Annotated in this window: 23 protein-coding genes; 12 read left to right on the top strand and 11 right to left on the bottom strand. The window is 71.5% G+C overall.

From position 1 onward, the window contains the following. Positions 1 to 14: 14 nt before the first annotated feature. Positions 15 to 1,217 (bottom strand): MFS transporter, encoded by a 1,203-nt coding sequence (locus ABFX55_RS49310; protein WP_346131144.1) that lies wholly within the window; start codon positions 1,215 to 1,217, stop codon positions 15 to 17. Between the two features lie 125 nt (positions 1,218 to 1,342). Here ABFX55_RS49310 and panB point away from each other — a divergent pair, with 125 nt between their 5' ends. After that, positions 1,343 to 2,167: a 3-methyl-2-oxobutanoate hydroxymethyltransferase gene (panB, locus tag ABFX55_RS49305; protein ID WP_346131142.1), complete on the top strand. Its 825-nt coding sequence runs from the start codon at positions 1,343 to 1,345 to the stop codon at positions 2,165 to 2,167. A gap of 4 nt (positions 2,168 to 2,171) precedes the next feature. Here panB and ABFX55_RS49300 read toward each other — a convergent pair whose 3' ends face one another. Beyond that, on the bottom strand, positions 2,172 to 3,071 hold the full coding sequence (locus ABFX55_RS49300; protein ID WP_346131141.1) for a serine/threonine dehydratase: 900 nt from the start codon (positions 3,069 to 3,071) through the stop codon (positions 2,172 to 2,174). A 102-nt stretch (positions 3,072 to 3,173) separates the two neighbouring features. Beyond that, positions 3,174 to 5,792 (bottom strand): rifamycin-inactivating phosphotransferase, encoded by a 2,619-nt coding sequence (rph, locus tag ABFX55_RS49295; RefSeq protein ID WP_346131140.1) that lies wholly within the window; start codon positions 5,790 to 5,792, stop codon positions 3,174 to 3,176. Between the two features lie 50 nt (positions 5,793 to 5,842). On the opposite strand from rph, the gene ABFX55_RS49290 reads away from it, so the two are divergent. Further along, a complete protein-coding gene (locus ABFX55_RS49290) occupies positions 5,843 to 6,658 on the top strand; it encodes an oxidoreductase (RefSeq protein WP_346131138.1) in 816 nt (271 codons plus the stop codon). Positions 6,659 to 6,708: 50 nt separating this feature from the next. Here ABFX55_RS49290 and ABFX55_RS49285 read toward each other — a convergent pair whose 3' ends face one another. Further along, complete coding sequence (locus ABFX55_RS49285; RefSeq protein ID WP_346131136.1) at positions 6,709 to 7,881, bottom strand: trans-sulfuration enzyme family protein; 1,173 nt, start codon at positions 7,879 to 7,881, stop codon at positions 6,709 to 6,711. A 60-nt stretch (positions 7,882 to 7,941) separates the two neighbouring features. On the opposite strand from ABFX55_RS49285, the gene ABFX55_RS49280 reads away from it, so the two are divergent. From ABFX55_RS49280 to ABFX55_RS49255, 6 genes are all read left to right on the top strand, one after another. Beyond that, positions 7,942 to 9,351 (top strand): aminotransferase-like domain-containing protein, encoded by a 1,410-nt coding sequence (locus tag ABFX55_RS49280; RefSeq protein WP_346131134.1) that lies wholly within the window; start codon positions 7,942 to 7,944, stop codon positions 9,349 to 9,351. 169 nt (positions 9,352 to 9,520) lie between these two features. Continuing rightward, complete coding sequence (locus tag ABFX55_RS49275; protein WP_346131132.1) at positions 9,521 to 10,204, top strand: alpha/beta hydrolase; 684 nt, start codon at positions 9,521 to 9,523, stop codon at positions 10,202 to 10,204. Then, on the top strand, positions 10,201 to 11,079 hold the full coding sequence (locus tag ABFX55_RS49270) for an ABC transporter ATP-binding protein (protein ID WP_346131130.1): 879 nt from the start codon (positions 10,201 to 10,203) through the stop codon (positions 11,077 to 11,079). The genes ABFX55_RS49275 and ABFX55_RS49270 overlap by 4 nt, the downstream gene beginning before the upstream one ends. After that, positions 11,072 to 11,815 carry an ABC transporter permease gene (locus ABFX55_RS49265; RefSeq protein ID WP_346131128.1) on the top strand — a complete coding sequence of 248 codons (744 nt, stop codon included), beginning with the start codon at positions 11,072 to 11,074 and terminating at the stop codon, positions 11,813 to 11,815. The genes ABFX55_RS49270 and ABFX55_RS49265 overlap by 8 nt, the downstream gene beginning before the upstream one ends. A gap of 11 nt (positions 11,816 to 11,826) precedes the next feature. After that, positions 11,827 to 12,960 (top strand): sensor histidine kinase, encoded by a 1,134-nt coding sequence (locus tag ABFX55_RS49260; RefSeq protein WP_346131126.1) that lies wholly within the window; start codon positions 11,827 to 11,829, stop codon positions 12,958 to 12,960. Further along, positions 12,957 to 13,562 carry a response regulator transcription factor gene (locus ABFX55_RS49255; protein ID WP_346131124.1) on the top strand — a complete coding sequence of 202 codons (606 nt, stop codon included), beginning with the start codon at positions 12,957 to 12,959 and terminating at the stop codon, positions 13,560 to 13,562. The genes ABFX55_RS49260 and ABFX55_RS49255 overlap by 4 nt, the downstream gene beginning before the upstream one ends. 24 nt (positions 13,563 to 13,586) lie before the next feature. On the opposite strand, the gene npdG is transcribed toward ABFX55_RS49255, so the two are convergent. Then, positions 13,587 to 14,249, bottom strand: coding sequence for an NADPH-dependent F420 reductase (gene npdG / locus ABFX55_RS49250; RefSeq protein WP_379479182.1), 663 nt, complete (start codon positions 14,247 to 14,249; stop codon positions 13,587 to 13,589). A gap of 118 nt (positions 14,250 to 14,367) precedes the next feature. Between npdG and ABFX55_RS49245 the strand changes: the two genes are divergently transcribed. Continuing rightward, positions 14,368 to 14,946 carry a hypothetical protein gene (locus ABFX55_RS49245; protein ID WP_346131120.1) on the top strand — a complete coding sequence of 193 codons (579 nt, stop codon included), beginning with the start codon at positions 14,368 to 14,370 and terminating at the stop codon, positions 14,944 to 14,946. On the opposite strand, the gene ABFX55_RS49240 is transcribed toward ABFX55_RS49245, so the two are convergent. Then, on the bottom strand, positions 14,887 to 15,840 hold the full coding sequence (locus ABFX55_RS49240) for a LysR family transcriptional regulator (protein WP_346131118.1): 954 nt from the start codon (positions 15,838 to 15,840) through the stop codon (positions 14,887 to 14,889). The genes ABFX55_RS49245 and ABFX55_RS49240 overlap by 60 nt on opposite strands. A 71-nt stretch (positions 15,841 to 15,911) precedes the next feature. Here ABFX55_RS49240 and ABFX55_RS49235 point away from each other — a divergent pair, with 71 nt between their 5' ends. Further along, a complete protein-coding gene (locus ABFX55_RS49235) occupies positions 15,912 to 16,157 on the top strand; it encodes a CBU_0592 family membrane protein (RefSeq protein ID WP_183658564.1) in 246 nt (81 codons plus the stop codon). Then, positions 16,154 to 16,810 (top strand): cyclase family protein, encoded by a 657-nt coding sequence (locus tag ABFX55_RS49230; RefSeq protein ID WP_346131116.1) that lies wholly within the window; start codon positions 16,154 to 16,156, stop codon positions 16,808 to 16,810. Before ABFX55_RS49235 ends, ABFX55_RS49230 begins: the two co-directional genes overlap by 4 nt. Before the next feature lie 36 nt (positions 16,811 to 16,846). Here the strand turns inward: ABFX55_RS49230 and ABFX55_RS49225 are convergent, their stop codons facing one another. After that, positions 16,847 to 17,059, bottom strand: a complete 213-nt coding sequence (locus ABFX55_RS49225) for a hypothetical protein (RefSeq protein ID WP_346131114.1) — start codon at positions 17,057 to 17,059, stop codon at positions 16,847 to 16,849. Here ABFX55_RS49225 and map point away from each other — a divergent pair. Beyond that, a complete protein-coding gene (gene map, locus ABFX55_RS49220) occupies positions 17,058 to 17,906 on the top strand; it encodes a type I methionyl aminopeptidase (RefSeq protein ID WP_346131112.1) in 849 nt (282 codons plus the stop codon). The genes ABFX55_RS49225 and map overlap by 2 nt on opposite strands. A 56-nt stretch (positions 17,907 to 17,962) precedes the next feature. On the opposite strand, the gene ABFX55_RS49215 is transcribed toward map, so the two are convergent. From ABFX55_RS49215 to ABFX55_RS49200, 4 genes are all read right to left on the bottom strand, one after another. Then, the gene (locus ABFX55_RS49215; RefSeq protein ID WP_346131110.1) at positions 17,963 to 18,352 is read right to left on the bottom strand and encodes a sensor histidine kinase; all 390 of its coding nucleotides are present in this window, start codon (positions 18,350 to 18,352) and stop codon (positions 17,963 to 17,965) included. A 201-nt stretch (positions 18,353 to 18,553) separates the two neighbouring features. After that, positions 18,554 to 20,545, bottom strand: coding sequence for a bifunctional copper resistance protein CopD/cytochrome c oxidase assembly protein (locus tag ABFX55_RS49210; RefSeq protein ID WP_346131108.1), 1,992 nt, complete (start codon positions 20,543 to 20,545; stop codon positions 18,554 to 18,556). After that, on the bottom strand, positions 20,542 to 21,129 hold the full coding sequence (locus ABFX55_RS49205; protein ID WP_346131106.1) for a copper resistance CopC family protein: 588 nt from the start codon (positions 21,127 to 21,129) through the stop codon (positions 20,542 to 20,544). Before ABFX55_RS49205 ends, ABFX55_RS49210 begins: the two co-directional genes overlap by 4 nt. 44 nt (positions 21,130 to 21,173) lie before the next feature. Beyond that, complete coding sequence (locus ABFX55_RS49200) at positions 21,174 to 22,457, bottom strand: helix-turn-helix domain-containing protein (RefSeq protein ID WP_346131104.1); 1,284 nt, start codon at positions 22,455 to 22,457, stop codon at positions 21,174 to 21,176. Positions 22,458 to 22,574: the final 117 nt, after the last annotated feature.

The raw sequence follows: 22,574 nt of genomic DNA, 5'->3' as shown, positions 1-22,574 counted from the left end.
TCATAAGTCGTCTCTCAGGAGGCCACGCTGACGGGCTCGGGGACGGCCTCGGGCTCGGCCGCGCCCTTCCAGAACGGCAGTGCGGCCAGCACCATCACCACGCCCACCAGGCCGGCGACCGCGAACGCCCATGCGGGCCCGTGCGCGTCGATGATGGCCCCCGCGATCGGCGCGGACGCGGCGCCGCCGATCAGCAGGGCGGTGCCGTGCAGGCCCATGGCCTCGCCGCGCGCCGCGGCGGGGGTCCATCTGCTGAGCGTGTCGACGGAGGAGGAGAGCGCGGGGGCGCAGAGCACCCCGGCGGGCAGCAGCGCCACGAGCAGCCATCGCCAGTCGCCGCCGACCAGGCCGACGGGGATGGTGAGCGCGCCCATGAGTCCGGTCAGCACCAGGACGGAGAAGCCGCGCGGCAGCCCGCCGTACACGAAGCCGCCGACGAGGGAGTAGACGCACCAGATGGCCACGGCCAGCCCGATCCACGCGGTCTGACCCGCGTGCTCGATCGTGGCCACCAGCGACAGCTCGGTGGCGGTGAGGATGAAGGTGGCGGCGGTGACCGTGCCGAGCAGCGCGATGAGCGAAGGGGTCAGCCACGTGCGGCGCGAGACCTTGCCCGCGGGCGCCTTCAGCTCATCGGCCGAGCGGATGGGCGGGTTGAGCACGATCAGCGCCACACCCGCGCACGCCAGCCCGACGGCGATCGTCGCCATCGTCCACGTGCTCCCCAGCGAGGTGATGCCCACGACGGCCAGCGCGGGGCCGGTCATGTAGGACAGCTCGACCATCATCGAGTCGAGCGAGAAGCCCATCCTGCGCTGCTCGAGGGGGACCATCGCGGCCAGGCACTGCCTGATGACGCTGAAGATCGGCAGCGCCAGCAGGCCCGCCACGCCCGCGGCGGGCACCAGCACGGCGAACGGCAGCAGCCACGCCGTCGACCAGAACAACACCTGCGCGACCGTCGTGACGGCCAGCACGGGACGCAGCCCGTGCCTGTCCACGAACCTTCCCGACAGCGGGGAGCCGACGGCCATGCCGACCGTGCTGGCCATGGCGACCATCCCGGCCTGGGTGAACCCCATCCCCGGGAGGTTCACCACGTGCAGCGTCAGTGCCATCGCCGTCGCCGTGGCGGGGATCCTGGCCACCAGGCCGACCAGGAGCAGCGTCCGTACACCGGGGATCCTGAACAGGCGCCGGTAAGGTTCAATAGCCATCGTTATTACTTACCTCCGCGCCTATTGTGTCGTCTGGCACCGACAGAACCTTCATCGCATGCCATCATCAGGAATGTCCGGATACGCCACAGGGGCGATTCGAGACTGTTCTGGAGGTCGGACTCATGTCCTCTTCTCTGTACGGCGGCGCCTCGGGCCGCAGAGTCACCGTCCGCGACCTGGCCTCGGCCAAGGAACGCGGCGAGAAATGGCCGATGCTGACGGCCTACGACGCCATGACGGCCAGGGTCTTCGACGAGGCGGGCGTCCCCGTGCTCCTCGTCGGCGACTCCGCCGCGATGGTCGTCTACGGCTACGACTCGACACTGCCCGTCACCGTCGACGAACTCCTCTCGCTGACCGCAGCCGTGGTGCGCGGTTCGTCACGCGCGCTGGTGGTCGCCGACCTGCCCTTCGGCTCCTACCAGTCCTCCCCTGCGCAGGCGCTGGAGTCGGCGGCGCGGTTCATGAAGGAGGCGGGGGCCCACGCGGTCAAGCTTGAGGGAGGGCGGCGCGTCCTGCCGCAGGTCGAGGCGCTGGTCGCGGCCGGAATCCCGGTCATGGCGCACCTCGGGCTGACGCCGCAGTCGGTCAACACCTTCGGCGGCTACCGGGTACAGGGACGAGGCCAGGACGGCGACGAACTCCTGTCGGACGCGAAGGCGCTGCAGCAGGCGGGCGCCTTCGCGGTGGTGCTGGAGTGCGTGCCCGCCGAGCTGGCCGAACGGGTGACCACCTCGCTGGCGGTGCCCACCGTGGGCATCGGCGCGGGCGCGGGGACCGACGCGCAGGTGCTCGTGTGGCAGGACCTGATGGGCCTGACCCCTAACCCCGCGAAGTTCGTCCGGAAGTACTCCGATCTGGCCACCGAGATGGACAGGGCGGTGCGCGCCTTCGCCTCGGAGGTCTCCTCAGGCGCGTTCCCCACGCGGGAGCACGCCTACAGCTGAGCCGTCACACCAGGGTCGCGGGGTCGGTGTTGGCGCCGCACACCACCACCGCGACCCGCTCGCCCTGCTCGCGGGCGTAGACGCCCTGCGCCAGCGCGGCGTAGGCGGTGGCGCCCGCGTGCTCGGCGGCCACGCGGTGCTCGGCCCAGAGCGCGTGGCGCGCCGCCTCGATGGCCTCGTCGGTGACCAGCACGCTCTCGACGCCCGCCGCCGAGACGATGTCGTAGGCGAGCGCGCCCAGCCTGCTGGCGCCCAGCGCGTCGGCGGCGACACCGCTCACGTCCACCGGGACGGGCCCGCCCGCCTTCAGCGCCTCGTGGAGTGTGGGGATCAGTTCGGGTTCCACGGCGACCACCCTCGGTCCGCCCCTCACGCCCACGGTGACGCCCGCCACGAGCCCGCCGCCGCCCACGGCGACCAGGATGGTGTCGACGCCGCCCGTCTGCTCGACCACCTCGAGGCCGAGCGTGCCCTGACCCGCCACCACGTCGGGGTGGTCGTAGGCGTGCACCTGCAGCGCGCCGGTCTCCGCCGCCCGCTTGGCCGCGGCCTCGGCCGCCTCCGAGTAGATGGCCCCCGTCCTGGTGACGTGCGCGCCGAGGGTTCGCAGCCCCGCCACCTTCACCGGGGCGCACACCTCGGGCACGAAGATCTCCGCCCGCACCCCCAGCGCCCTGGCCGCGTAGGCGACCGCGAGCCCGTGGTTGCCACCGCTGGCCGCGATCACCCCGGCGCCGGGGACGTGCGCCGACAGCATCCTGTTGAAGGCCCCTCGGGCCTTGAACGAGCCCGAGTGCTGCAGCGTCTCCAGCTTGAGGAACAGGCCTTCGGAGATCTCGACGACGGGGGTGCGCACCGCGTGTCCCTCGATCCGCCCGGCGGCCGCCACCACATCGTCGTACATGACCGTCATCACAACCCCCACTCGGTCGCGCGGTTCAGCCCGGCGATCCTGGTCTCGCCCCCCGCATGAGCTTCGCCACTTTCCTCACTACCCGGGCGCCTGTCAATCCGAGAGGAGCTCGACGTAGCCCTCGCCGCCGTTGAGGCGGATGCGCTGGCCGTCCCTGATGCGCCTGGTGGCGCCCTCCACGCCGACGACCGCGGGCAGGCCGTACTCGCGCGCGATCACCGCGCCGTGCGTCATCACGCCGCCGACCTCCATGACCACGCCCTTCACCGAGACGAACAGCGGCGACCAGCTGGGGTCGGAGAAGACGGTGACGAGGATGTCGCCCTCGCGCACGTCGGCCTCCTCCAGGCTGAGCACGACCCTGGCCGTGCCCTCCACGACGCCCGACGACACCGCGACGCCCGCCAGCGCCCCCTCCGGCAGGGCCCCTGTGTCGTACGCGCCGCCGATCACCTCGCCCTCCGAGGTGATCACCCTCGGCGGGGTCAGCTTGCCGTACTCCTCGAACTCGTCGCGGCGCCTCTCGATGACGGCGTAGTCCAGCTTCCCCGTGCGCACGGCCTGCCTGAACTCCTCGAAGTCCAGGAAGTACACGTCCTCGGGCCCGGCGATCACTCCCTTGGCGACCAGCTTCCTCGCCTCGCCGAGCAGCGCCTCCTTGTACAGCCAGTACCGCTGCAGGCAGGCGTGCTTGGAGTACTCCCTGTAGCCGATGAAGTGGCGCAGCACGTTCATCTTCCTGGCCGCCTTCCTGGCCCTGCGCCCGCTCAGACGGCCCAGGAGTTCGGCGATCTTGTTCTCGGCCTCGAGACGCCCGCGCTCCTCGCGGGCCCGTCGCGCTCCAGGAGGGAAGTTCTCGATATTGCCCAGGATGATCGGGACGAGCAGCGTGGGGTCCTCGCTCCACCGCGTCCTGGTGATGTCGATGTCGCCCGAGCAGTGCATGCCGTACTTCAGGAGGTAGTCGTCGATGGCGCGGCCGACGACGTCACCGCCCTCCGCCCTGGCCAGACCCGCGCGGAACGTCTCCCGCTCGGCGCGCTCCAGGTAGGCCACGACGGCGGGGTGGCGCCTCGCCACGTCGGCGACGTCCATGAGGTCCAGCCCCATGGCGGCCACGACGTTGTGGTCGGCGGACTGGGCGATGACGTCGGCGGCGTTCTTCTCGCCCAGCCAGGCCTCCATGTGCTTGTTGACCCAGTTCGCCGCCTGGATGCCGGCGAACGCCGCGGCCACGCTTCTCGGCTCGAACATGATCACCGTCAGCTCGCGGTGGTCCTCCAGGATGAAGGCGAACAGCTCGTCGCCCGACCTGGCGGCGATGGCCCGTCCGAGCTCCTGCACCGACCGCTCGTTCCGCGCGATGAGCGAGGGCACGACACCCGGATCGTCCTGCCTGGTGAGCTTGAGGTACTGGCGGGCCATCGGCAGCGGGCCGCCTTCCCCGAAGTTCATCACCGCCGCCCTGCCCCGCGCGAGAGGGAAGTCCTTCCTGGCCGCCACCGCGGTGAGGGCGTTGGCCATCAGGACGTCGACCTGGCCGAGGCTCTTGAGCGTGACGGGCCTGGCCCACCACGAGGACAGCTCGTGGGACATGTCCTTGTAGAAGCGTCCGCCCGCCACGCTCATCGGAGGGCGGCCGAGCGCCTCGTCCAGCAGCATGAAGAACGACAGGCCGAGCGGGGTGAAGGCGTCGGTCATCATCTGGCGGTGACCGTAGGACATGAAGACGCGGTTCTCGCCGTCGGACACGGCGGGGACCGGGTAGAGCGTGGTGATCGGACGGCTCTGGAGCACGTGGAAGTCCCCGTCGCACAGGCCCCACTCGATGTCCTGGGGGCGGCCGAAGTGGGCCTCGATCCTGCGGCCCAGGCGCTCCAACCGGAGGATCTGCTCGTCGGTCAGGGTCTGCGCGCTCTGGCGCGCCGCCTCGACGGGCCGCTCGCGCGTGCCGCCGTCGGGCGCGGCGTACAGCTCCCTGGTCTGGACGCTGACGTTCCGCTCGACGACGCGGCCCGCCTTCACCCGGTAGGTGTCGGCGTTGACCAGGCCGGAGACCAGCGCCTCGCCCAGGCCGAAGCCGGCGTCGATGGAGACGACCCTGCGGTTGCAGGTGACAGGGTCGGCGGTGAACATGATGCCGGCCGCCTCCGGGAAGATCATGCGCTGGACGACCACCGACACCCGCACGGCGCGATGGTCGAAGCCGCTCCTGACGCGGTAGGCCACGGCGCGGTCGGTGAACAGTGAGGCCCAGCACCGCCTGACGGCGCGCACCACCGCCTCCGCGCCCCTGACGTTGAGGTAGGTGTCCTGCTGGCCCGCGAAGGAGCTCGACGGCAGGTCCTCAGCGGTGGCGCTGGAGCGCACCGCGCAGGCCACGTCGCCGCCGAGCGCGGCGAGGCGGCCGACGATGTCGCGTTCTATCTCCTCCGGCACGGGCAGGTCCTCGACGGCGGCGCGCAGGCGGGCGCACGCCTCGGCGATCGCCTCCCTGTCGTCGGCCCGGAGCCCCGAGAGGCCGTCGATCAGCAGGCCGACGGCGGGGTCGCGCTCCACGACCGCCCGGTAGGCCTCGGTCGTGACGCAGAACCCCTCGGGCACGCGGACGCCGTCGATCGCGGACAGCTCTCCGAGGTTGGCCCCCTTCCCTCCGACCGTGGCGAGCAGGGTCTTGTCGATCTCGTGGAATCCGAGCACGTAGGCGCCCATGGCAGCGTCCCTCCTATTTCAATACAGAACAGTACTGTATTGTAAATAGCATGACAGCCAAGGTATGCCTTGTCACCGGCGCCTCCTCGGGTATCGGCCACGCCACCGCGCTGGAGCTCCTGCGCGCGGGCCACATCGTGTACGGCGCCGCGCGCCGCCTCGACAGGATGGCGGCCCTGCGCGACGCCGGCGGCCGTCCCGTGGCGATGGACGTCACGGACGAGCCCCACGTCGAACGCGCCGTGCGCGCGATCCTCGACGAGCACGGCAGGATCGACGTGCTGGTGAACAACGCGGGGGCGGGACTGCACGGCGCGATCGAGGACGTCCCCGTCGAGCGGGCGCGCCGGCTGTTCGACGTCAACCTCTTCGCCGTGGCCAGGCTGACCCAGCTCGTGCTGCCGCAGATGCGTCAGCGGGGCTCCGGCCTGATCGTGAACGTGTCGTCGATCGCGGGTGAGATCTCCCTGCCGCTCGTCGCCTGGTACCACGCCTCCAAGCACGCGCTCGAGACGTTCTCCGACTCACTGCGCCAGGAGACCCGGCCGTTCGGGATCGACGTCGTGGTCATCCAGCCCGGCCTGATCAGGACCGAGTTCGAGCAGGGGGCCGCCCGGGAGCTTCGCGAGCTGTCGGGGGGCGGGGCCTACGCCGCTCTCGCCGAGTCGATGGCGCGCAGGGCCGAGTCACCGGCGGCGGCGAGGGCGTCGGACCCCCTCGTGGTGGCCGCGGCCGTCAGGAAGCTCGTCGAAGGGGCGCGGCCGAGGCCGCGCCGTCCCGTCGGGCACATGGCCAGGACCCTTCTGACGCTCAACAGGATCCTGCCCGACCGCCTCTTCGACAGGCTGGTGACGAAAGTGGACTGACCGCCGCTTCCCCGCGGCCCTCTGTCGATCCGCTCTGTCGGTTCAGGCTGTCAGGCCAGTGCCTGGGCGAAGTCCGCCCAGAGGTCCTCGGCGTGCTCGATGCCCACCGCCACGCGCACCGTGCCCTCGGAGATGCCGTGCCGCGCCAGCTCCTCCGCGCTCAGCGACCTGTGCGAGGTCGTCGCGGGGTGCAGCACCAGCGTCTCCACCCCGCCGAGCGAGGGGGCCAGCAGCGCCAGCTTCAGCGCGCTCATGAAGCGCTCGCCCGCGGCGCGCCCTCCCGCCAGGTCGAAGGAGAACACCCCGCCGAACTCGGGCATCAGCTTGACCGCCACCTCGTGCGAGGCGTGCGTCGGAAACCCGGGCCAGTGGACGGCGCTGACCGCGGGATGCCCGGCCAGGCGGGTGGCGAGCACGCGGGTGTTCGCGCAGTGCCGCTCCATCCGCAGGGGCAGGGTCTGCATGCCGCGCAGGGTCAGCCACGCGGCGAAGGGGTCGGGCGTCGAGCCGAGCTCGATCGCGTAGTGCCACACCTTGCGGTAGAGCTCGTCGGCGGCGAAGACGGCGATCCCGCCGAGCACGTCCGTGTGGCCGGACAGGTACTTCGTGGTCGAGTGGACCACGATGTCCGCGCCGTGCTCCAGCGGACGGCACAGGATGGGCGAGGCGAAGGTGTTGTCCACCACGGAGACCAGGCCGAACTCCTTGGCCGCCGCGCACATCGCGGGCAGGTCGGCGACCTGGCAGACGGGGTTGGCGATGGTCTCCAGGTAGACGAGCCTGGTCTCGGGGCGCACCGCCGCCCTCAGCGCCGCGGGGTCGTCCTCAGGGACGTGGGTGACGGCGATGCCGAACCTGGACGCCAGGTCGTTGATCATGGCGGCCGTCCCGCCGTACAACGCCTTCTGCGCGATCAGGTGGTCACCCGGCTTGAGCAGGCCGAGAAGCACGGAGTTGATCGCGCCCATCCCCGAGGCGGTGGCCACGGCGGCCACGCCGCCCTCCAGTCCGGCCACGGCCTCCTCGAGCGAGCGGACCGTGGGGTTGGAGAGCCTGCCGTACACGAAGGCCCCGTCGGGCCTGCTCATCCCGTCGGCGAAGACCTCGGGATCGTCGAAGACGAACCCGGAGGTCTGGTAGATCGGCACCGAGATCGGGACGCTTCCCTTGATCACGGGTCGGGGCAGGTGGACGGCTCGGGTCTCAGGGCGTAGTTCGCTCATACCGATAAGGATGTCCTGGTTTCATGTTGATTGTCAGATCCAATCGCCGATAATTGGTCCATGAATGAGGCCAATAGTGCGGAGCTCATTGAGCTGCTCGGCCGGTGGGCGACCGGGAGGGGCCCGCTCTACCTCCTGCTCGCCGCCCGGCTGCGCGACCTGATCGACGACGGCCTGCTGCCGCCCGACACCGCGCTGCCGCCCGACCGCGTCCTCGCCAGACGGCTGGCCGTGGCGAGGGGCACCGTCGTCGCCGCCTACGACCTGCTCCAGCAGGAGGCGCGCGTGGTCAGGCGCAGAGGCAGCGGCACCCGCGTGGCCGCCGCCGACCTGCCGGCCACCCGCGCGGCCAACGAGGTCGCCAGCAACCCGCTGCTGTCGCACATCCTGCATCCGCCGGACGGCGTCACGCTGCTCACCTGCGCCGCACCGGACGAGCCGCCGCCGCTGCTGGCCGAGGCCTTCCGGCAGGCGGTGTCGTTGCTGCCCGAGCGCGACCTCGGCTACCACCCCGCCGGCCATCCCGCCCTCCGCGCGGCCGTCGCCGCCTACTACACCGACCGCGACCTGCCCACGGACCCTTCGCAGATCATGGTGACCACCGGCGCCCAGCAGGCCATCACGCTGCTCACCGACCTGCTGGTCAACCCGGGCGACGTGGTGCAGACCGAGTCGCCCACCTATCCTGGCGCGCTGGAGGTCTTCCGCCACGCCGCCGCCGTGATCCGTCCGCGCCTCGACCCCGCCGAGCGCCCCGCCCTGATGTACGCCATCCCCACGGCCAGCAACCCGGCGGGCACGATCATGGACACCGCCACGCGCAGGCGGCTGGCCGCCGCGGCCACCGAGCACGACGTGCCGCTCATCGACGACGAGGTCTGCGCGGAGCTGTGCTTCTCGGGCTCGGCGCCGCCTCCGCTGGCCTCCTTCACCTCGGGCGAGCAGATCATCACGATCGCCTCGCTCAGCAAGCTCGTGTGGGGCGGGCTGCGCGTGGGCTGGATCCGCGCCGCTACCCCGCTGGTCTCCAGGCTGGCCAGGCTGCGCGCCGTCCACGATCTCGGCGGTGACGTGCTGTCCCAGCTGGCCGCCGCCTCGGTGCTGTCGCTCCTGCCAGAGGTCCGGCAGGCGCGCGTCGAGGCTCTCCGTCACCGGCACGACCACCTGCTGTCGCGGCTGCGGGCCAGGCTCCCCTCGTGGGAGGTCTCCCCCGCGCTCGGCGGCCAGACCGTGTGGGCCCGGCTCCCGCGCGGCGACGCCGACACCTTCGCGCAGGTGGCGCTCAGGCACGGGGTGGCCATCCCGCCTGGGCGCTCGTTCGATCCGCAGGGCGGGCACGCCGACCACCTGAGGCTGCACTTCCTCTTCCCTCCCGAGGAGTTGACGGCGGCGATCGACGCGCTGGCTCAGGCGTGGGCCGCCTACGACGGCGCCCGCCACCCCGCCTCCCGCCACACCCTGATCGTCTGAACGCTTTCCTCTCCGGGCGGGAGAACGCTCTCCTGGGCGAAGGGACGCTCTCGCGGGCGGGAGGACGCTCTCGCGGGCGGGAGGACACTCTCGCGGCGGGGGGACACTCTCGCGGCGGGGGGACGCTCCCCTTGGCGGGGGAACAGGAGATGCTGACGGGATGGAAGCGATGCCCGTTCTCATCCACAGCCCGTCCGTCGGCCCGTCCACCTGGACCCCCGTGGCCGAGCTTCTTCCCCGCGCCTGCGTCCCCGACCTGCGCCAGGCCGTCGCGGGCGGCCCGCCCTACCCGGAGCAGATCGCCGAAGCCGTCCGCGACCAGACACCCGAGGGCCCGCTCGTCCTGGTGGCCCACAGCAACGCCGGCCTGTTCGTGCCGATCATCAGCCAGGCGGTCGAGGTCGTCGCCTGCCTGTTCGTGGATGCCCACCTGCCGCCCGCGGCGGGGGTCGCGCCCGTGGTCCAGCCCGCGTTCCTGCCGTTCCTGCGCGAGCTGGCCGACGCCGACGGCCTCCTGCCCCGGTGGACCGACTGGTGGCCGGAGGAGCAGGTCGCGCCCATGTTCCCCGACCCCGTCACCAGGGAGCGCGTGAGCGCCGAGCAGCCGCGCCTGCCGCTCGCCTACTTCGAGCAGCGGGTGCCCGTGCCCCCGGGCTGGGACGGCGTGCCGTGCGCCTTCCTGTGGTACGGCCCGCCGTACGACACGGTGGCCGAGGAGGCGGCGCGGCGAGGCTGGCCGGTGACGCGCCTGCCCGGTCTGCACCTGCACCAGCTCATCGATCCTGAAAGCGTCGCAGGTCATGAATTCTTCACTGCCCACGCGGGAGGCGAGCCAGAACAATCACAGACATGATCCAGGTAGACGGACTCACCAAGAGCTACGGGGACTTCCAGGCGGTGAAGGGCATCTCGTTCGAGGCCCTTCCCGGCGAGGTCTTCGCGCTCCTGGGCAGGAACGGCGCGGGCAAGACCACCACCATCGAGGTGCTCGCCGGCTTCCAGCCTGCCGACGCGGGCCAGGCGCGCGTGCTCGGCCTCGACCCGACGAAGGACCGCAGGCAGGTACGGCGGCGCACCGGCATCATGCTGCAGGAGGCCGGGTTCTTCCCCGACCTGACCGTCGTCCAGACGGTCGAGTCGTGGCGCGCCTTCACCCCCGCGGCCAGGCCCGCGCACGAGGCGCTCGAGCTCGCGGGGCTGCTGGACAGGGCGGCGACGAAGGTCAGGCAGCTGTCCGGGGGCGAGAAGCGCAGGCTCGACCTGGCACTGGCCCTGCTGGGCCATCCCGACGTGCTCTTCCTCGACGAGCCGACCACCGGCATGGACCCGGAGGCGCGCAGGAACACCTGGGAGGTCGTCCGCGCTCTCGCCGCCGAGGGCACCACGATCCTGCTGACCACGCACTACCTGGACGAGGCCCAGCGGCTGGCCACCCGGATGGCGATCATGGACCGCGGCGAGATCGTGGCCAGCGGCGGCATGGCCGAGACGCTGGCCGCGCAGGCGGGCAGGGTCTCCTTCGAACTGCCCGAGGGGATCTCGCCGCAGGAGCTCCCGCTGCCGGTGACCATGGCGGGCGCGGTCGCCACCTGCAGGGCCGAGGACCCCGACCTGGCCGCGCAGCGGCTGCTGAGCTGGGCGGCGGAGAAGGGCCTGCGGCTGCGCGGGCTCGAGGTGCGGACGGCCTCACTCGAAGACCTGTTTCTCGAAGGGATCGGCAATGCGTGACTTCATGGCGGTGGCGAGGTTCGGCGGCAGGCTCTACTGGCGCGACAAGGTGGCTCTGTCCACCTCGGTGGCGCTCTCGCTGGGGCTCGGCATCGGCATGCCGTTCCTGATGGCGAAGCTGCGGCCCGGCGACTCCGGCCTGCTGCTCGACATGCACCTCGGCCTGCTCGCCATGATCATGACGATCGCGGCGCTCCTGCAGGCCGCGGTCAACCTGAGCGCGCGCAGGGATCAGCTGATTCTCAAGAGGATGCGGGCCACGGGGCTGAACGACCGGGAGATCATCGGCGGCGAGCTGGCCAACATCGCCGCGCAGGCCGTGCTGCTCGCGCTGGTCGTGACGGTCGTGCTGTACGTCGCGGCGGGGATGCCGACTCCGGGCAACCCGCTGGTGCTGGTCGCGTTCGTGGTGGCGGGCGCGGGCGTGCTGTCGCTGCTCGGCGCGGCGTGGACGGTGGCGATCTCGCGGGCGGAGCTGGCGGCGGCCGTCACGATGCCGTGGTTCATGCTGGCGGGGCTCGGCGCGGGCGGGTTCGGGCCGATCACCCAGCTCCTGCCCTCGTGGGTCGGCACGGTTCTGAACCTGCTGCCCACCGGTGGCATCGTCGAGGGAGCCCGCTTCGCCTACACAGGCGAGGGCAACGTCCTGCTCGCCCTGCTCAACCTGGCGGTTTGGACCGCTATCGGGCTGATCGTCCTCCGCTACCGGTTCAGGTGGGAGCCCAGGAAGTCATAATTGACCCCACTATGACCTCCGCAGCTCTCCGACGCTTCGCCGTCATCGTGATCACCGCGGTCTCCGTCTGCTACACGATGATCGGCTTCGGGCTCTACCTCGCGGCGGCCGATCTCGCGGTCACAGCGGGCGCCCTGGTGGTGACCGCGGGCACCACCGTGCCGCACTTCCTCCACGTCAGGGCGGGACTGCGCGGTACCCGACCACGCTACCTACCGCTGACCCTCTCGGTACAGGCCATCGCCACCTACCTGCCCGACTTCCTGCTCCCCTACGGCTGGTCGGGCAACGTCGCGCCACTGTTCGCCGGGTCGCTACTGGTCCTGCTGCCGCTCTGGCTCAGCGGCCCACTGGCCGGGCTCGTCATCCTCTACCAGGGCGTGGCCATCATGGACGCGACGGGCGGCTTCAATCCGATCCCGATCTTCTACGCCGTCACGGTTCTCACCACCGGCGCGATGATCTACGCGTTGGTCAGGAGCAGCCGCATGGCGGGCGAGCTGGACCAGGCCAGGGCGGAGCTGGCGGAGGCCGCGGTGCTCAGGGAACGCCTGCGGATCTCCCGCGACCTGCACGACGGCCTGGGCCGCAGCCTCACCGCGATCGCGCTGAAGGGCGACCTGGCGGCCAGGCTGGTCGAGCGCGACCCCGCCTCGGCCAGGACCGAGGTCACCGAGCTCGTGCAGGTCGCCCGCGAGGCGGTCCAGGACGTACGGCACGTGGCGCGCGGCTACCGGGAGATGTCGCTGAAGGGCGAGACGGACAGGGCCGTGGCGCTTCTGGAGGCGTCAGGGGTCGACTGCCAGGTCAACCTCACGGCGGCGGCGCTGCCCCGCTCGTCGGAGGAGGCGCTGGCCTGGGGCGTGCGCGAGGGCGTGACGAACGTCCTGCGGCACAGCCGCGCCACCACCTGCTCCATCACCACCTCGGTGCGGGCGGGCGCGGCGCGCCTCGAGGTCGTCAACGACCGCACCACCGCGGACCTCGCGGACCCGGCGACGCCCCGGTCGGGCGGGGAAGCCCCGGTGACGCCGGGCAACGGCCTGACCGGGCTCGGCGAGCGCGCCTCCCAGGCCGGCGGCACCGTCACCGCCGAGACGACCGCCGCGGGCGGCTTCCGGCTCACCATGGAGGTCCCCGCGTGATCAGGGTGCTGCTGGCCGAGGACATGCACATGATCAGGGCGGCCCTGACGGCGCTGCTGCGCCTGGAGCCCGACATCGACGTGGTCGCCCAGGTGACCAGGGGCGACGAGATCGTCCCCACCGCGATGGAGGTCAGGCCGGACGTGGCGATCGTGGACATCGACCTGCCCGTCGTGGACGGCATCACCGCCGCCGCCGAACTGCGTACCCGCCTGCCGTCCTGCCGGATCCTGGTGCTGACCGCGATGGGCCAGCCGGGCCAGGTGCGGCGGGCCCTGTCGGCGGGCATCGAGGCGTTTCTGGTGAAGGACGCGCCGGGCGACCGCCTGGCCGACGCCATCAGGCGCACCGCCGCCGGGCTGAGGGTGCTCGACGCCGACCTGGTGACCTCGGCCATGGAGTACGGCGAGAGCCCCCTCACCCAGCGCGAGCGCACGGTCCTGGACGAGGCGGCGAGGGGCGCGACGGCCGAGGAGATCGCCGCGCGGCTGCATCTGTCGGCCGGGACCGTGCGCAACTACCTGACCGGCGCGATCACCAAGACGGGCGCCAAGAACAAGATCGACGCCATCCGCATCGCCCAGGACGCGGGCTGGCTCTGAGCCGGCGCGGGGAGGGCTCCGCGATCAGATGTCGGTGAGGCGGATTCCCGCGTGCGCCTTGTAGCGGCGGTTGATCGAGATGAGGTTGGCCGTCAGCGCCTCGACCTGGTGGGCGTTGCGCAGGCGCCCGCCGTACACCCCGCGGACCCCGGGGATCACCGAGGCGAGGGCCTGGACGGTGCCGGTCGCCTCACGGTCGTCGCCCAGGACGAGCACGTCCAGGTCCACCTTGTCCACCGCGGGGTCGAGCAGCAACACCGCGGAGACGTGGTGGAAGGCGGCCACCACGCGGCTGTCGGTCAGCACCGCCGCGGCCTGCTGGGCGGCCGAGCCCTCCTCGACCGGCAGCGCGTAGGCGCCCTGCTTGTCGAAGCCCAGCGGGTTGACGCAGTCGACCACGATCTTGCCGGCCAGCGGTTCGCGCAGCGCGGAGAGGGTGGCCTTGTGGCCGTCCCACGGCACGGCGACGATCACGATGTCGGCCTCGGCGGCGACCGCGGCGTTCTCCGCGCCCCTCGCGCCGTTGCCGATCGAGTCGGCGGCCTCCTGAGCGCGCCCTGCGTCACGGGAGCCGATGAGCACGGGGTGTCCCGCCAGGGCGAAGCGCCGGGCCAGCCCCTTGCCCTGGTCGCCGGTCCCGCCCAGGATGCCGATGGTCAAGCCGCTCACTTCGGGAAGGTCAGTCATACGGCGAATCATGCCAGGGCGGAGTTCACGGGCCGAACCCAGCCCCGCCGGGCGGGCGGTGATCGGCCAACGCGGCAAACGGGCAGCAGAGCAGGCACAGGTCAGGCACCATGGACGAATGGACGCAGGGTCGGTGGCTTTCCTTCGCGAGGTTCTGGCCGAAACCGGCTGGCTGGAGCGCACCAGGGAGCTGGGAACGGCGCTGAGGGCCACCCGCTCCCCCGGCGGCCTGCTCCTGGTCGGCACACCCGGCGGCGAGCCGTGGCATCTCACCGCCCACCTGGGCGACGAGGCCCGGCTGACGGGGCTGCCCCAGCTGGCGCCGACGCTGGTGCGGTGGAGCCCGCCCGCGCAGGCCCCCGCCCACCTGAGGGTCGGCCTCGACCGCATCGAGCGCGCCGGCAGGGGCGAGACCCTGTTCGTGGTGGCCGAGCGGCAGGCGCCCGTGCCGCTGCTCGAACGCGTCGACGACGCCAGGCGCACCGGCGCGACGATCCTGGCGCTGGAGAGCGGCGATCCCGAGCTGGCCGGGCTGGCCCACGACGCGCTGGCGATCCCCTCCGACGGGCCCGTCAGCTTCGACGGCGCCCAGCACCTGGTGAGCGCCGCGGCGGCCGAGCTGCCCCAGCGCCCGGGGCTACGCGACAGGCTCGCCAGGCTCCTCGAGCGGGTCAGCGGCCCGCAGGTGGTTGACTAGCGCCTCCTCGATCGCCGCGATGACCACGGCCTGCACGGGGTCGGGCTCCCCCGAGCGCGTACGGCTGACGCGGGTGACGGCGTCGAGCCCCCGCGCGCCGATCTCCCCGATCTCGCTCACCCTCACGAACCCCTCCGGCACGTCGAGCAGGGCCAGCTCGGGCACGATGGCCACGCCGTGTCCCGCGGCCACCAGGGCGAGCGTGGGAGGGAACTCCTCGATGACGTGCACCCGCCTCGGCTCGAAGCCGTGCAGCGCGGCCAGCCGTTCGAGCGCCTGACCGCAGGCCTGCTCGGGCAGGCCCGCCACCCACGCGGCCCCTGCCAGGTCGGCGACGGTGCGGGGCATGGCGGGCCAGTCCGGCGGCACCACGATCCTGTACTCGTCGATGTGCAGCGTCCTCGACGTCAGCGAGGGCCTGGCGGGCGCGGGCAGGCCGGCGTCGCGCTCGGTGATCAGCACGTCCACCCCGCCGAGACGCAGCTCACGCAGGGCGGGAGCGCCGTACGTCTCCTGGATGACGGGGGTGATCTGCGGATGCCTGACGGCCAGCGACCGCAGGGCGGGCACGAGCAGATGCGTGATCACGGTGGAGAAGGCGGCGATCGTCACGGGCCCCGCGAGCCGTTCGGAGAAGTGGGTGAGCTCGCGCTTGGCCTCGGCCAGCTCCTCCTCCACCCGCTCGGCGTATCCGGCCAGCACGCGGCCCGCGGGGGTGAGGGAGACCCTGCGCTGGGAGCGGTCGATGAGGGCGAGGCCGACCTCGCGTTCGAGCTGCGCCAGCTGCTGGGAGACGGCCGAGGCCGTGAGGTGCATCGCCTCGGCCGCGCGCATGACCCCGCCGCGGCGGGCCACCTCGTGCAGCACCCGCAGGCGACGGGGGTCGATCTCCATTAGCTCAGCTTACGTCAAAGTGTAGATTTCATTATTTGTGCTTGAGGAAGCGGGCTCATCACAATGTCCGTATGGATCTCCTTGTGGCCGCCGTCGGCTGGATCGGCGCGGGCCTGATGCTCTACGGCTACGCCAGGGTCTCGGCCGGGGTGATGGCGGGGGATGGCCTGCCGTACCAGCTGATCAACCTGGCGGGATCCCTCGCCCTCATGGTCAACACGGCCTACAACGCGGCCTGGCCCTCGGCGATCCTCAACGTGGTGTGGGCGGCGATCGGCGTCGTCTCTATCGTCAGACTGAAAGAGGCCGTTCGATGATCATCGAGCTGAGTCACCGGATCACCGAAGGCATGACCACCTACCCCGGCATCCCGGGGCCCGTGCTCGGCACGCACCTGAGCAGGGAGGACTCCCGCGAGGTCTACGCGGAGGGCACCGAGTTCCACATCGGCACCATCACGCTGACCGCCAACACGGGGACGTACCTGGACACCCCGTATCACCGCTACGCCGAAGGGCCCGACCTCTCGCAGCTGCCGATCGAGCGGATGGCCGACCTGCCGGGGCTCGTGGTGCGCGCGGAGGGCAGGCCGAGCGTGGGCCTCGACCTGCTGCGAGAGCTGGACGTCCGCGGCAGGGCCGTGCTCCTGCACACCGGCTGGGACAGGCACTTCGGCACCGACGCCTACCTACGCGACCACCCCTACCTCGAGCCCGAGGCCGCGGCCTGGCTGGCCGAGCAGGGCGCGGCGCTGGTCGGCATCGACTCGCTGAACATCGACGCGACCCCGCCCAAGGGCGAGCGCCCCGCGCACACGCTGCTGCTGGCGGCGGGGATCCCGCTGGTCGAGCATCTGACAGGACTGGCGCGGCTGCCCGTCAGCGGGTTCCGCTTCCACGCGGCGCCACCCATGATCGCCGGTCTCGGCACCTTCCCCGTGCGCGCCTACGCGGTGGTGCGGGCGGCCTAGCCGGTCGCCCTGCCGGTCATCAGGTCGATCATCCGGTCAGTCATCGTCGTCCTGGTCCTGTTCGTCCCAGGCCTTGTTGCGGTCGGCGGCGCGCTGCAGCGCCCCGGCCGCTTCCTGCTCGGTCGCGTAGGGGCCCATGCGGTCCTTGTTCGGGCAGCCCTGCTCGGGCTCGACGCGCATGTGCTTGAGACAGAACCACCATTGACCTTCGCTCACGGGGTGAATTGTGCCCCGTAAACTCGTTTTCATGACCACACTGCTCCAGCCAGGGCGGATCTCGCCCATGCGCAAGGTTCCCGCCCACATCCAGCGGCCGGAGTACGTCGGCAAGAAGCAGCCCAGGACCGGAGAGGCCGACGTCAAGACCCCCGAGCTCATCGAGCGGATGCGCGTCGCGGGCAGGATCGCCGCGCAGGCCCTCGAAGAGGTCGGCAAGCACGTCGCTCCAGGAGTGACGACCGACGAGCTCGACAGGATCGGCCACGAGTTCCTTCTCGACCACGACGCCTATCCCAGCACGCTGGGTTACCGCGGCTACCCCAAGTCGCTGTGCACCTCGATCAACGAGGTCATCTGCCACGGCATCCCCGACGACACCGTGCTGCGCGACGGCGACATCGTCAACATCGACATCACCGCCTACATCGGCGGGGTCCACGGCGACACCGACGCCACCTACCTGGTCGGCGAGGTCGACGAGGAGTCGCGGCTGCTGGTGGAGCGCACCCGCGCGGCGACGATGCGCGCCATCAAGGCCGTCGCGCCAGGACGCCAGCTCAACGTCGTCGGCAGGGTCATCGAGGCCTACGCCAAGCGCTTCGGCTACGGCGTGGTGCGCGACTTCACCGGGCACGGCATCGGCACGACGTTCCACTCCGGCCTGATGGTGCCGCACTACGACGACCCCACGCTGCAGGTGGAGCTGGTGCCCGGCATGACGTTCACGATCGAGCCGATGCTGACGCTCGGCACGATCGACTACGAGATCTGGCCGGACAAGTGGACCGCCGTCACCAAGGACCGCAAGCGCACCGCCCAGTTCGAGCACACCATCCTCGTCACCGACACGGGGTCGGAGATCCTCACCCTCCCCTGATCCGGCGCGGCGAGCCAGGCCCACGCCGGGCCTGGCTCGCCGTACTCGCTCCGCCCTCAGCGTGGCCGGCGCGGGACCGCCGCCGAGACCGTCGTGCCCTCCCCCTGAACGCTGTTGACGGACAGGGTGCCGCCGACCTCGGCCATCCTCGCGCGCATCCTGGCGATGCCCCTGCGCTCGTGCGGCACGCCGAACCCGCCGCCGTCGTCGCTCACCGTCAGCCGCAGCCCACTGGCGCCCACGGTGACGGCGATGGACACCGTGCCCGCCCTGCTGTGCCGCTCGACGTTGAGCAGCGCCTCCTCGACCACGGCCATGACGCTGCTCGCGATCGTCGGGGGCACGTCGCTCCGGGGAAGCGCCCAGACCTCGACCGCGATCCCTGTGCGCTGCGACCACTCCGCGAGATGGCTGTCCAGAGCCTCGGCGAGGCTCTGCCCCCCCACGCATGCGCGTCTCATCCACCAACTTGGCACTCGCCTTCCTGAGCACACACCGGGCGATCACCGCGGCCGTGTCCCTGGGCGCCTCCCCACGATGGCGCTGGCTGACGGCCGTACAAAGGTGATGCCCGTCACCCCCGCTCGCAAGGTTACCGGGCGGTTCGGAGACGCGTGGGGTGAAGACAGAAGGCCATGGCCTCGCGGCTACTCGACCTGGTCGCGTCTGTTCAGTTTGGCCAGGTAGTCGTTGTAGGAATCGAGCTCCGCGTCGCCCGTGCCGCCGGTGCGCGCGGCGACCGCGTCGGCCCTCCTGTCGGCCGTGCGCGCCCTCCTGTCGTCGTCGCGATACCACTGGAAGGCCAGTGCCAGCAGCACGATCAAGGTCGGGATCTCGCCGAAGCCCCAGGCGATGGCGCCGCCGTCCTGCTGGTCGAGCAGCGGCGAGACACCCCACGTGCGGCCGAGCTGCTCGTACCAGTCCGAGGCGATCACGGTGCCCATCATCATCAGTGCGATGCCGAAGAAGGCGTGGAAGGGCATCGTGACGAAGAGCGTCAGCAGGCGGCCCACGTGCGGCAGCTTGTGCGGGGCCGGGTCCACGCCGATGATCACCCAGAAGAACAGCGAGCCGCTCAGCAGGAAGTGCAGCGTCATCACGATGTGCCCGAGATGCTCCTCCATCGCCGCGCCGAACAGCGGCGTGAAGTAGAGCGCGTAGGTCGAGACGATGAAGATCGTCGTGGCGACCGCCGGGTGGGTGAGCACCCGGACGAAGGCGCTGTGCAGCACGACGTTCAGCCACTCGCGCGGCCCCCTGTCGCCGCGCCGGGCGGCGGGCTTGAGCGCGCGCAGCGCCAGCGTGACGGGGGCGCCGAGGACCAGGAAGATCGGCACGAGCATCGCCAGCGTCATGTGCTCGATCATGTGCACGCTGAACAGCACCTGGGCGTAGCGGGCCATGCCGCTCTGCGTGGCTATCACCAGGATCACCACGCCGACGAACCAGGCGGCGGTACGGCCCGCCGGCCAGGCGTCGCCACGTCGGCGCAGCCTGATGACGCCTCCGGCGTACAGGCCGGCCAGCGCGGCGGCGACCAGCGCGAAGAACAGGTCGAGCCACCACAACGAGGCCAGGTTGCCGAGCGTGATCGGCGGCGGCATCGGGAAGCCGAGCAGCTCGAAGGCGCGGTCGGCGGGCAGGGTCACCGCGGGCGGCTGGGTGCGGGCCAGCGCGACGGCCAGGCCCATGGTCGCGAACATCAGGACGAGTTCGCCGACCGCCAGCCGGGTGAACGCGCCGGGCTTGCCCTTGGCCAGCTCGCCCATCGTGCGCTGGCGGTGCCACCAGCCGACGTAGCCGAGCAGGACGAAGGCGACGGTCTTGACGACGAGGAGCACGCCGTAGGGGGAGGTCCAGAGGTCGCTGATCGCGGTCAGCCTGGCCAGCACGCTGAAGACGCCCGACAGGCCGACGCCGACGTAGCACCACACGGCCATCCTGGAGAAGCGGGCCGCCGCCACGTCCAGCTGCGGCTGCTTGCGCATCCCGTGGGTCACGAGCACGGTCAGGCCGCCGACCCACAACGCCAGCGAGATCAGGTGGACCGCGACGCCCGTGGTGGCCAGGTCGTGGTTGGGCGAGGAGGAGGCGTGACTGGTCAGGGCGGGCGGCAGCAGCGTGACCAGGGCGAGCGCCAGCAGCCCCGCCGACGCGCCGGCCGTGATCGCCCCCCGCGAGAACAGCGCGATGGACACGCCGAACAGGACCACCAGGGTCAGCGCGATGCCCTGGCCCACCTGGCTGGCGAAGCTGGTCAGCTCGTTGCCGCCGAGCACGTCGGCCACCGGCAGCCCGAGCGTCTCCGACAGCGTGAACACCATCGTGAGCGCGCCCGCCCCCGCCCAGACCAGCGCCGTCCACGAGGCGGCCTTGACATAGCCCAGGGCGGACTTGCCGAGCAGCCCCTTGTCGTTGGGCAGGAAGGCGGTGGCGGCCAGCAGGAGGCCCACGGTGAGCAGGCCCGCGACGTCCATCGCCAGCTTCGAGACGGGCAACGCCCACCTGGTCAGCGTGCCCTCGTCGGGCAGGCCAGGGATGATGCGCGGGAACGCCGCGCCTCCAGCGATCATGGCGGCGACCAGCGCGGCGAGCGCCGCGGCCGTCAACGCCAGTGCGAGACGGGCGGTCCTGGTCACGGCTTCTTCTTCCTCGCGCTCAGCAGGAAGCCGATGCCGACGCCGACGAGGGCGCCGATCACGATGATGAGCCAGATCGGGAAGCCGGGCGCGCTGTCCTGCTCGGCCGCCTGTTCGCTCGGCTGGGCGACGGGAGCGGCTGAGGCCGTCGCGCTGGGCTGGGCGCTCTCACTGGCGGCGGCCGTGGGCGTGGGCTCCTCGGTCGGGGTCGCCTGCGGCGCGCCCTTGACCTTGAACGGGATCTCACCCTCGATGGGGTGCCCGTCGGAGGAGACGACCCTGTAGGCGATCGTGTAGGCGCCGTCGGACAGCGTGCCCTTGAGCTTCTGTGTCACGACGGGGCCGTCGATCTCGGGCTTGCCCAGCTGCTGCTCGGTGCCGTCGGCGGCGCGCACGATCACGAAGGGCAGCTTCGGAGCCGCGGTGAACTCCAGCTCGACCTGTTCCACCTTCTTGACGGTGGCGTCCTTCTTCGGGTTGCTGCTCTTCAGGGCGTCGTGGGCCAGTGCGGGCGGCGCCAGGACGACGGCGGCGACCAGGGCGGCGAGCAGGGCGGTGAGGGCCGCGCGTGGGGATCTCTTCATGGCAACCCCAAGGCTACCCACCGCCCCGCCCGGTGCCGACTTCGCTACAGCCCGACGCAGGCAAGCGCCTGCTGGTACGCCTCGACGGCACGCTCCTCGTCGCCGAGTTCGTCGATGGTCTCGGCGAGGGCGTACCACTTGCCCGCGGCCTGGCGCGAGGCGGGCGACTGCTGCATGAACCGCAGCGCCTCGCGGGCGCTGGCCAGCCCCTGCTCCCTGTCGCCCAGCGCGCCCTGCGCCCTGGCGAGGATCATCCGTCCCTGGGCGTCGAGCTCGGGGGTCTCGGCGGCCAGGAGCCCGTCGGCCGCCTTGGCGTGCTCGATGGCAAGCTCGAGGTGGCCTGCCGTCAGCTCGACCTTGGCCAGCTCGAGCTCCGCGATGGCCTGGTCGGTCACGCCGGCCGAGCTCTCCGCCACGTCTCTGAGCGTCTGGCCGAACAGCTCCCTGAGCTTGTCGGTGTTCTGCGGGTTGAGCCTGGCGTGGTGGCCCGCCACGGCACCGCGCAGTCTGGCCAGGTTGCGGGGGGCGCCGGTCTCGGAGTGGATGGCGTAGGCGCGCTCCACCAGAGCCAGCGCCTCCTCGCCCCTGCCCACGGACTCGGCGACCCTCGCGGCGTTCCAGCTGGCCGCCACGGTCGCGCGGGGCGTGCCGAGGAGCTCGGCCGCGGCCAGCAGCTCGGCGGAGAACTGACGGGCGCGCAGCAGGTCGCCGCGCACCCAGTAGGCCGCGAGCAGGGTGGCACCGAGCTCGACCAGGCCGTCAGTCCACGCGGGACGGACGGCGCCGGACAGGATCCGCTCCCCGACCTCCACGGCCGCGACCAGGTCGCCCTTGTCGCGGTGGCAGCGGCACAGGGCCAGCGCGATCTCGACGTGACGGTCGGCGCTGAGCTCCTCGCCGTCGAGCCGCCTGAGGATCTCGATGGCCTGGCTGAGGTCGCCTGTCGCCTCCGTCGCCAGGGCCAGGCCGTACTCGGCCTCTTGACGAAGAGCGGTCAAACCCGCCAGGTTGTTGTCCGCAAGGAGCTCGGCGAACCTGGTCCGGGCCTCGTGGACCTCGCCGTTCTCCAGGGCGAGCCGCGCGTAGCCAAGGCCGAGCTCGATGTCGTTCATCTGCTCGGCGGTGACGCCGTTGACGAGGTAGCTGAGCGAGCAGTCCAGCTTCTGGGCCAGGAGCTCGAGCACCGCAGGTGTTGGAGTACGCTTGCCGCTCTCGATCAGAGAAACATAACTGTCAGACAACTCAGGGTGAGCGAGCTGGGCCTGTGAGAGCCCCCGCTGGCGGCGGACTGTCTTGATGCGCAGCCCGACCAGGTCAGATGTGGTCACAGCAATGTCTCCCTGGGATGATGAAGCCAAGCACCACCTGAGCGAGGGAGAACCCCCCCATGCGCAAGCGTCTTGTCATGTCCGCACTCGCTGTCTTCATCGCGGCAATTGCCACAG

This window comes from Nonomuraea roseola, assembly GCF_039535395.1.
In the GTDB taxonomy this organism is placed as follows: domain Bacteria; phylum Actinomycetota; class Actinomycetes; order Streptosporangiales; family Streptosporangiaceae; genus Nonomuraea; species Nonomuraea roseola.
This window is presented reverse-complemented; position numbering and strand designations above follow the sequence as displayed.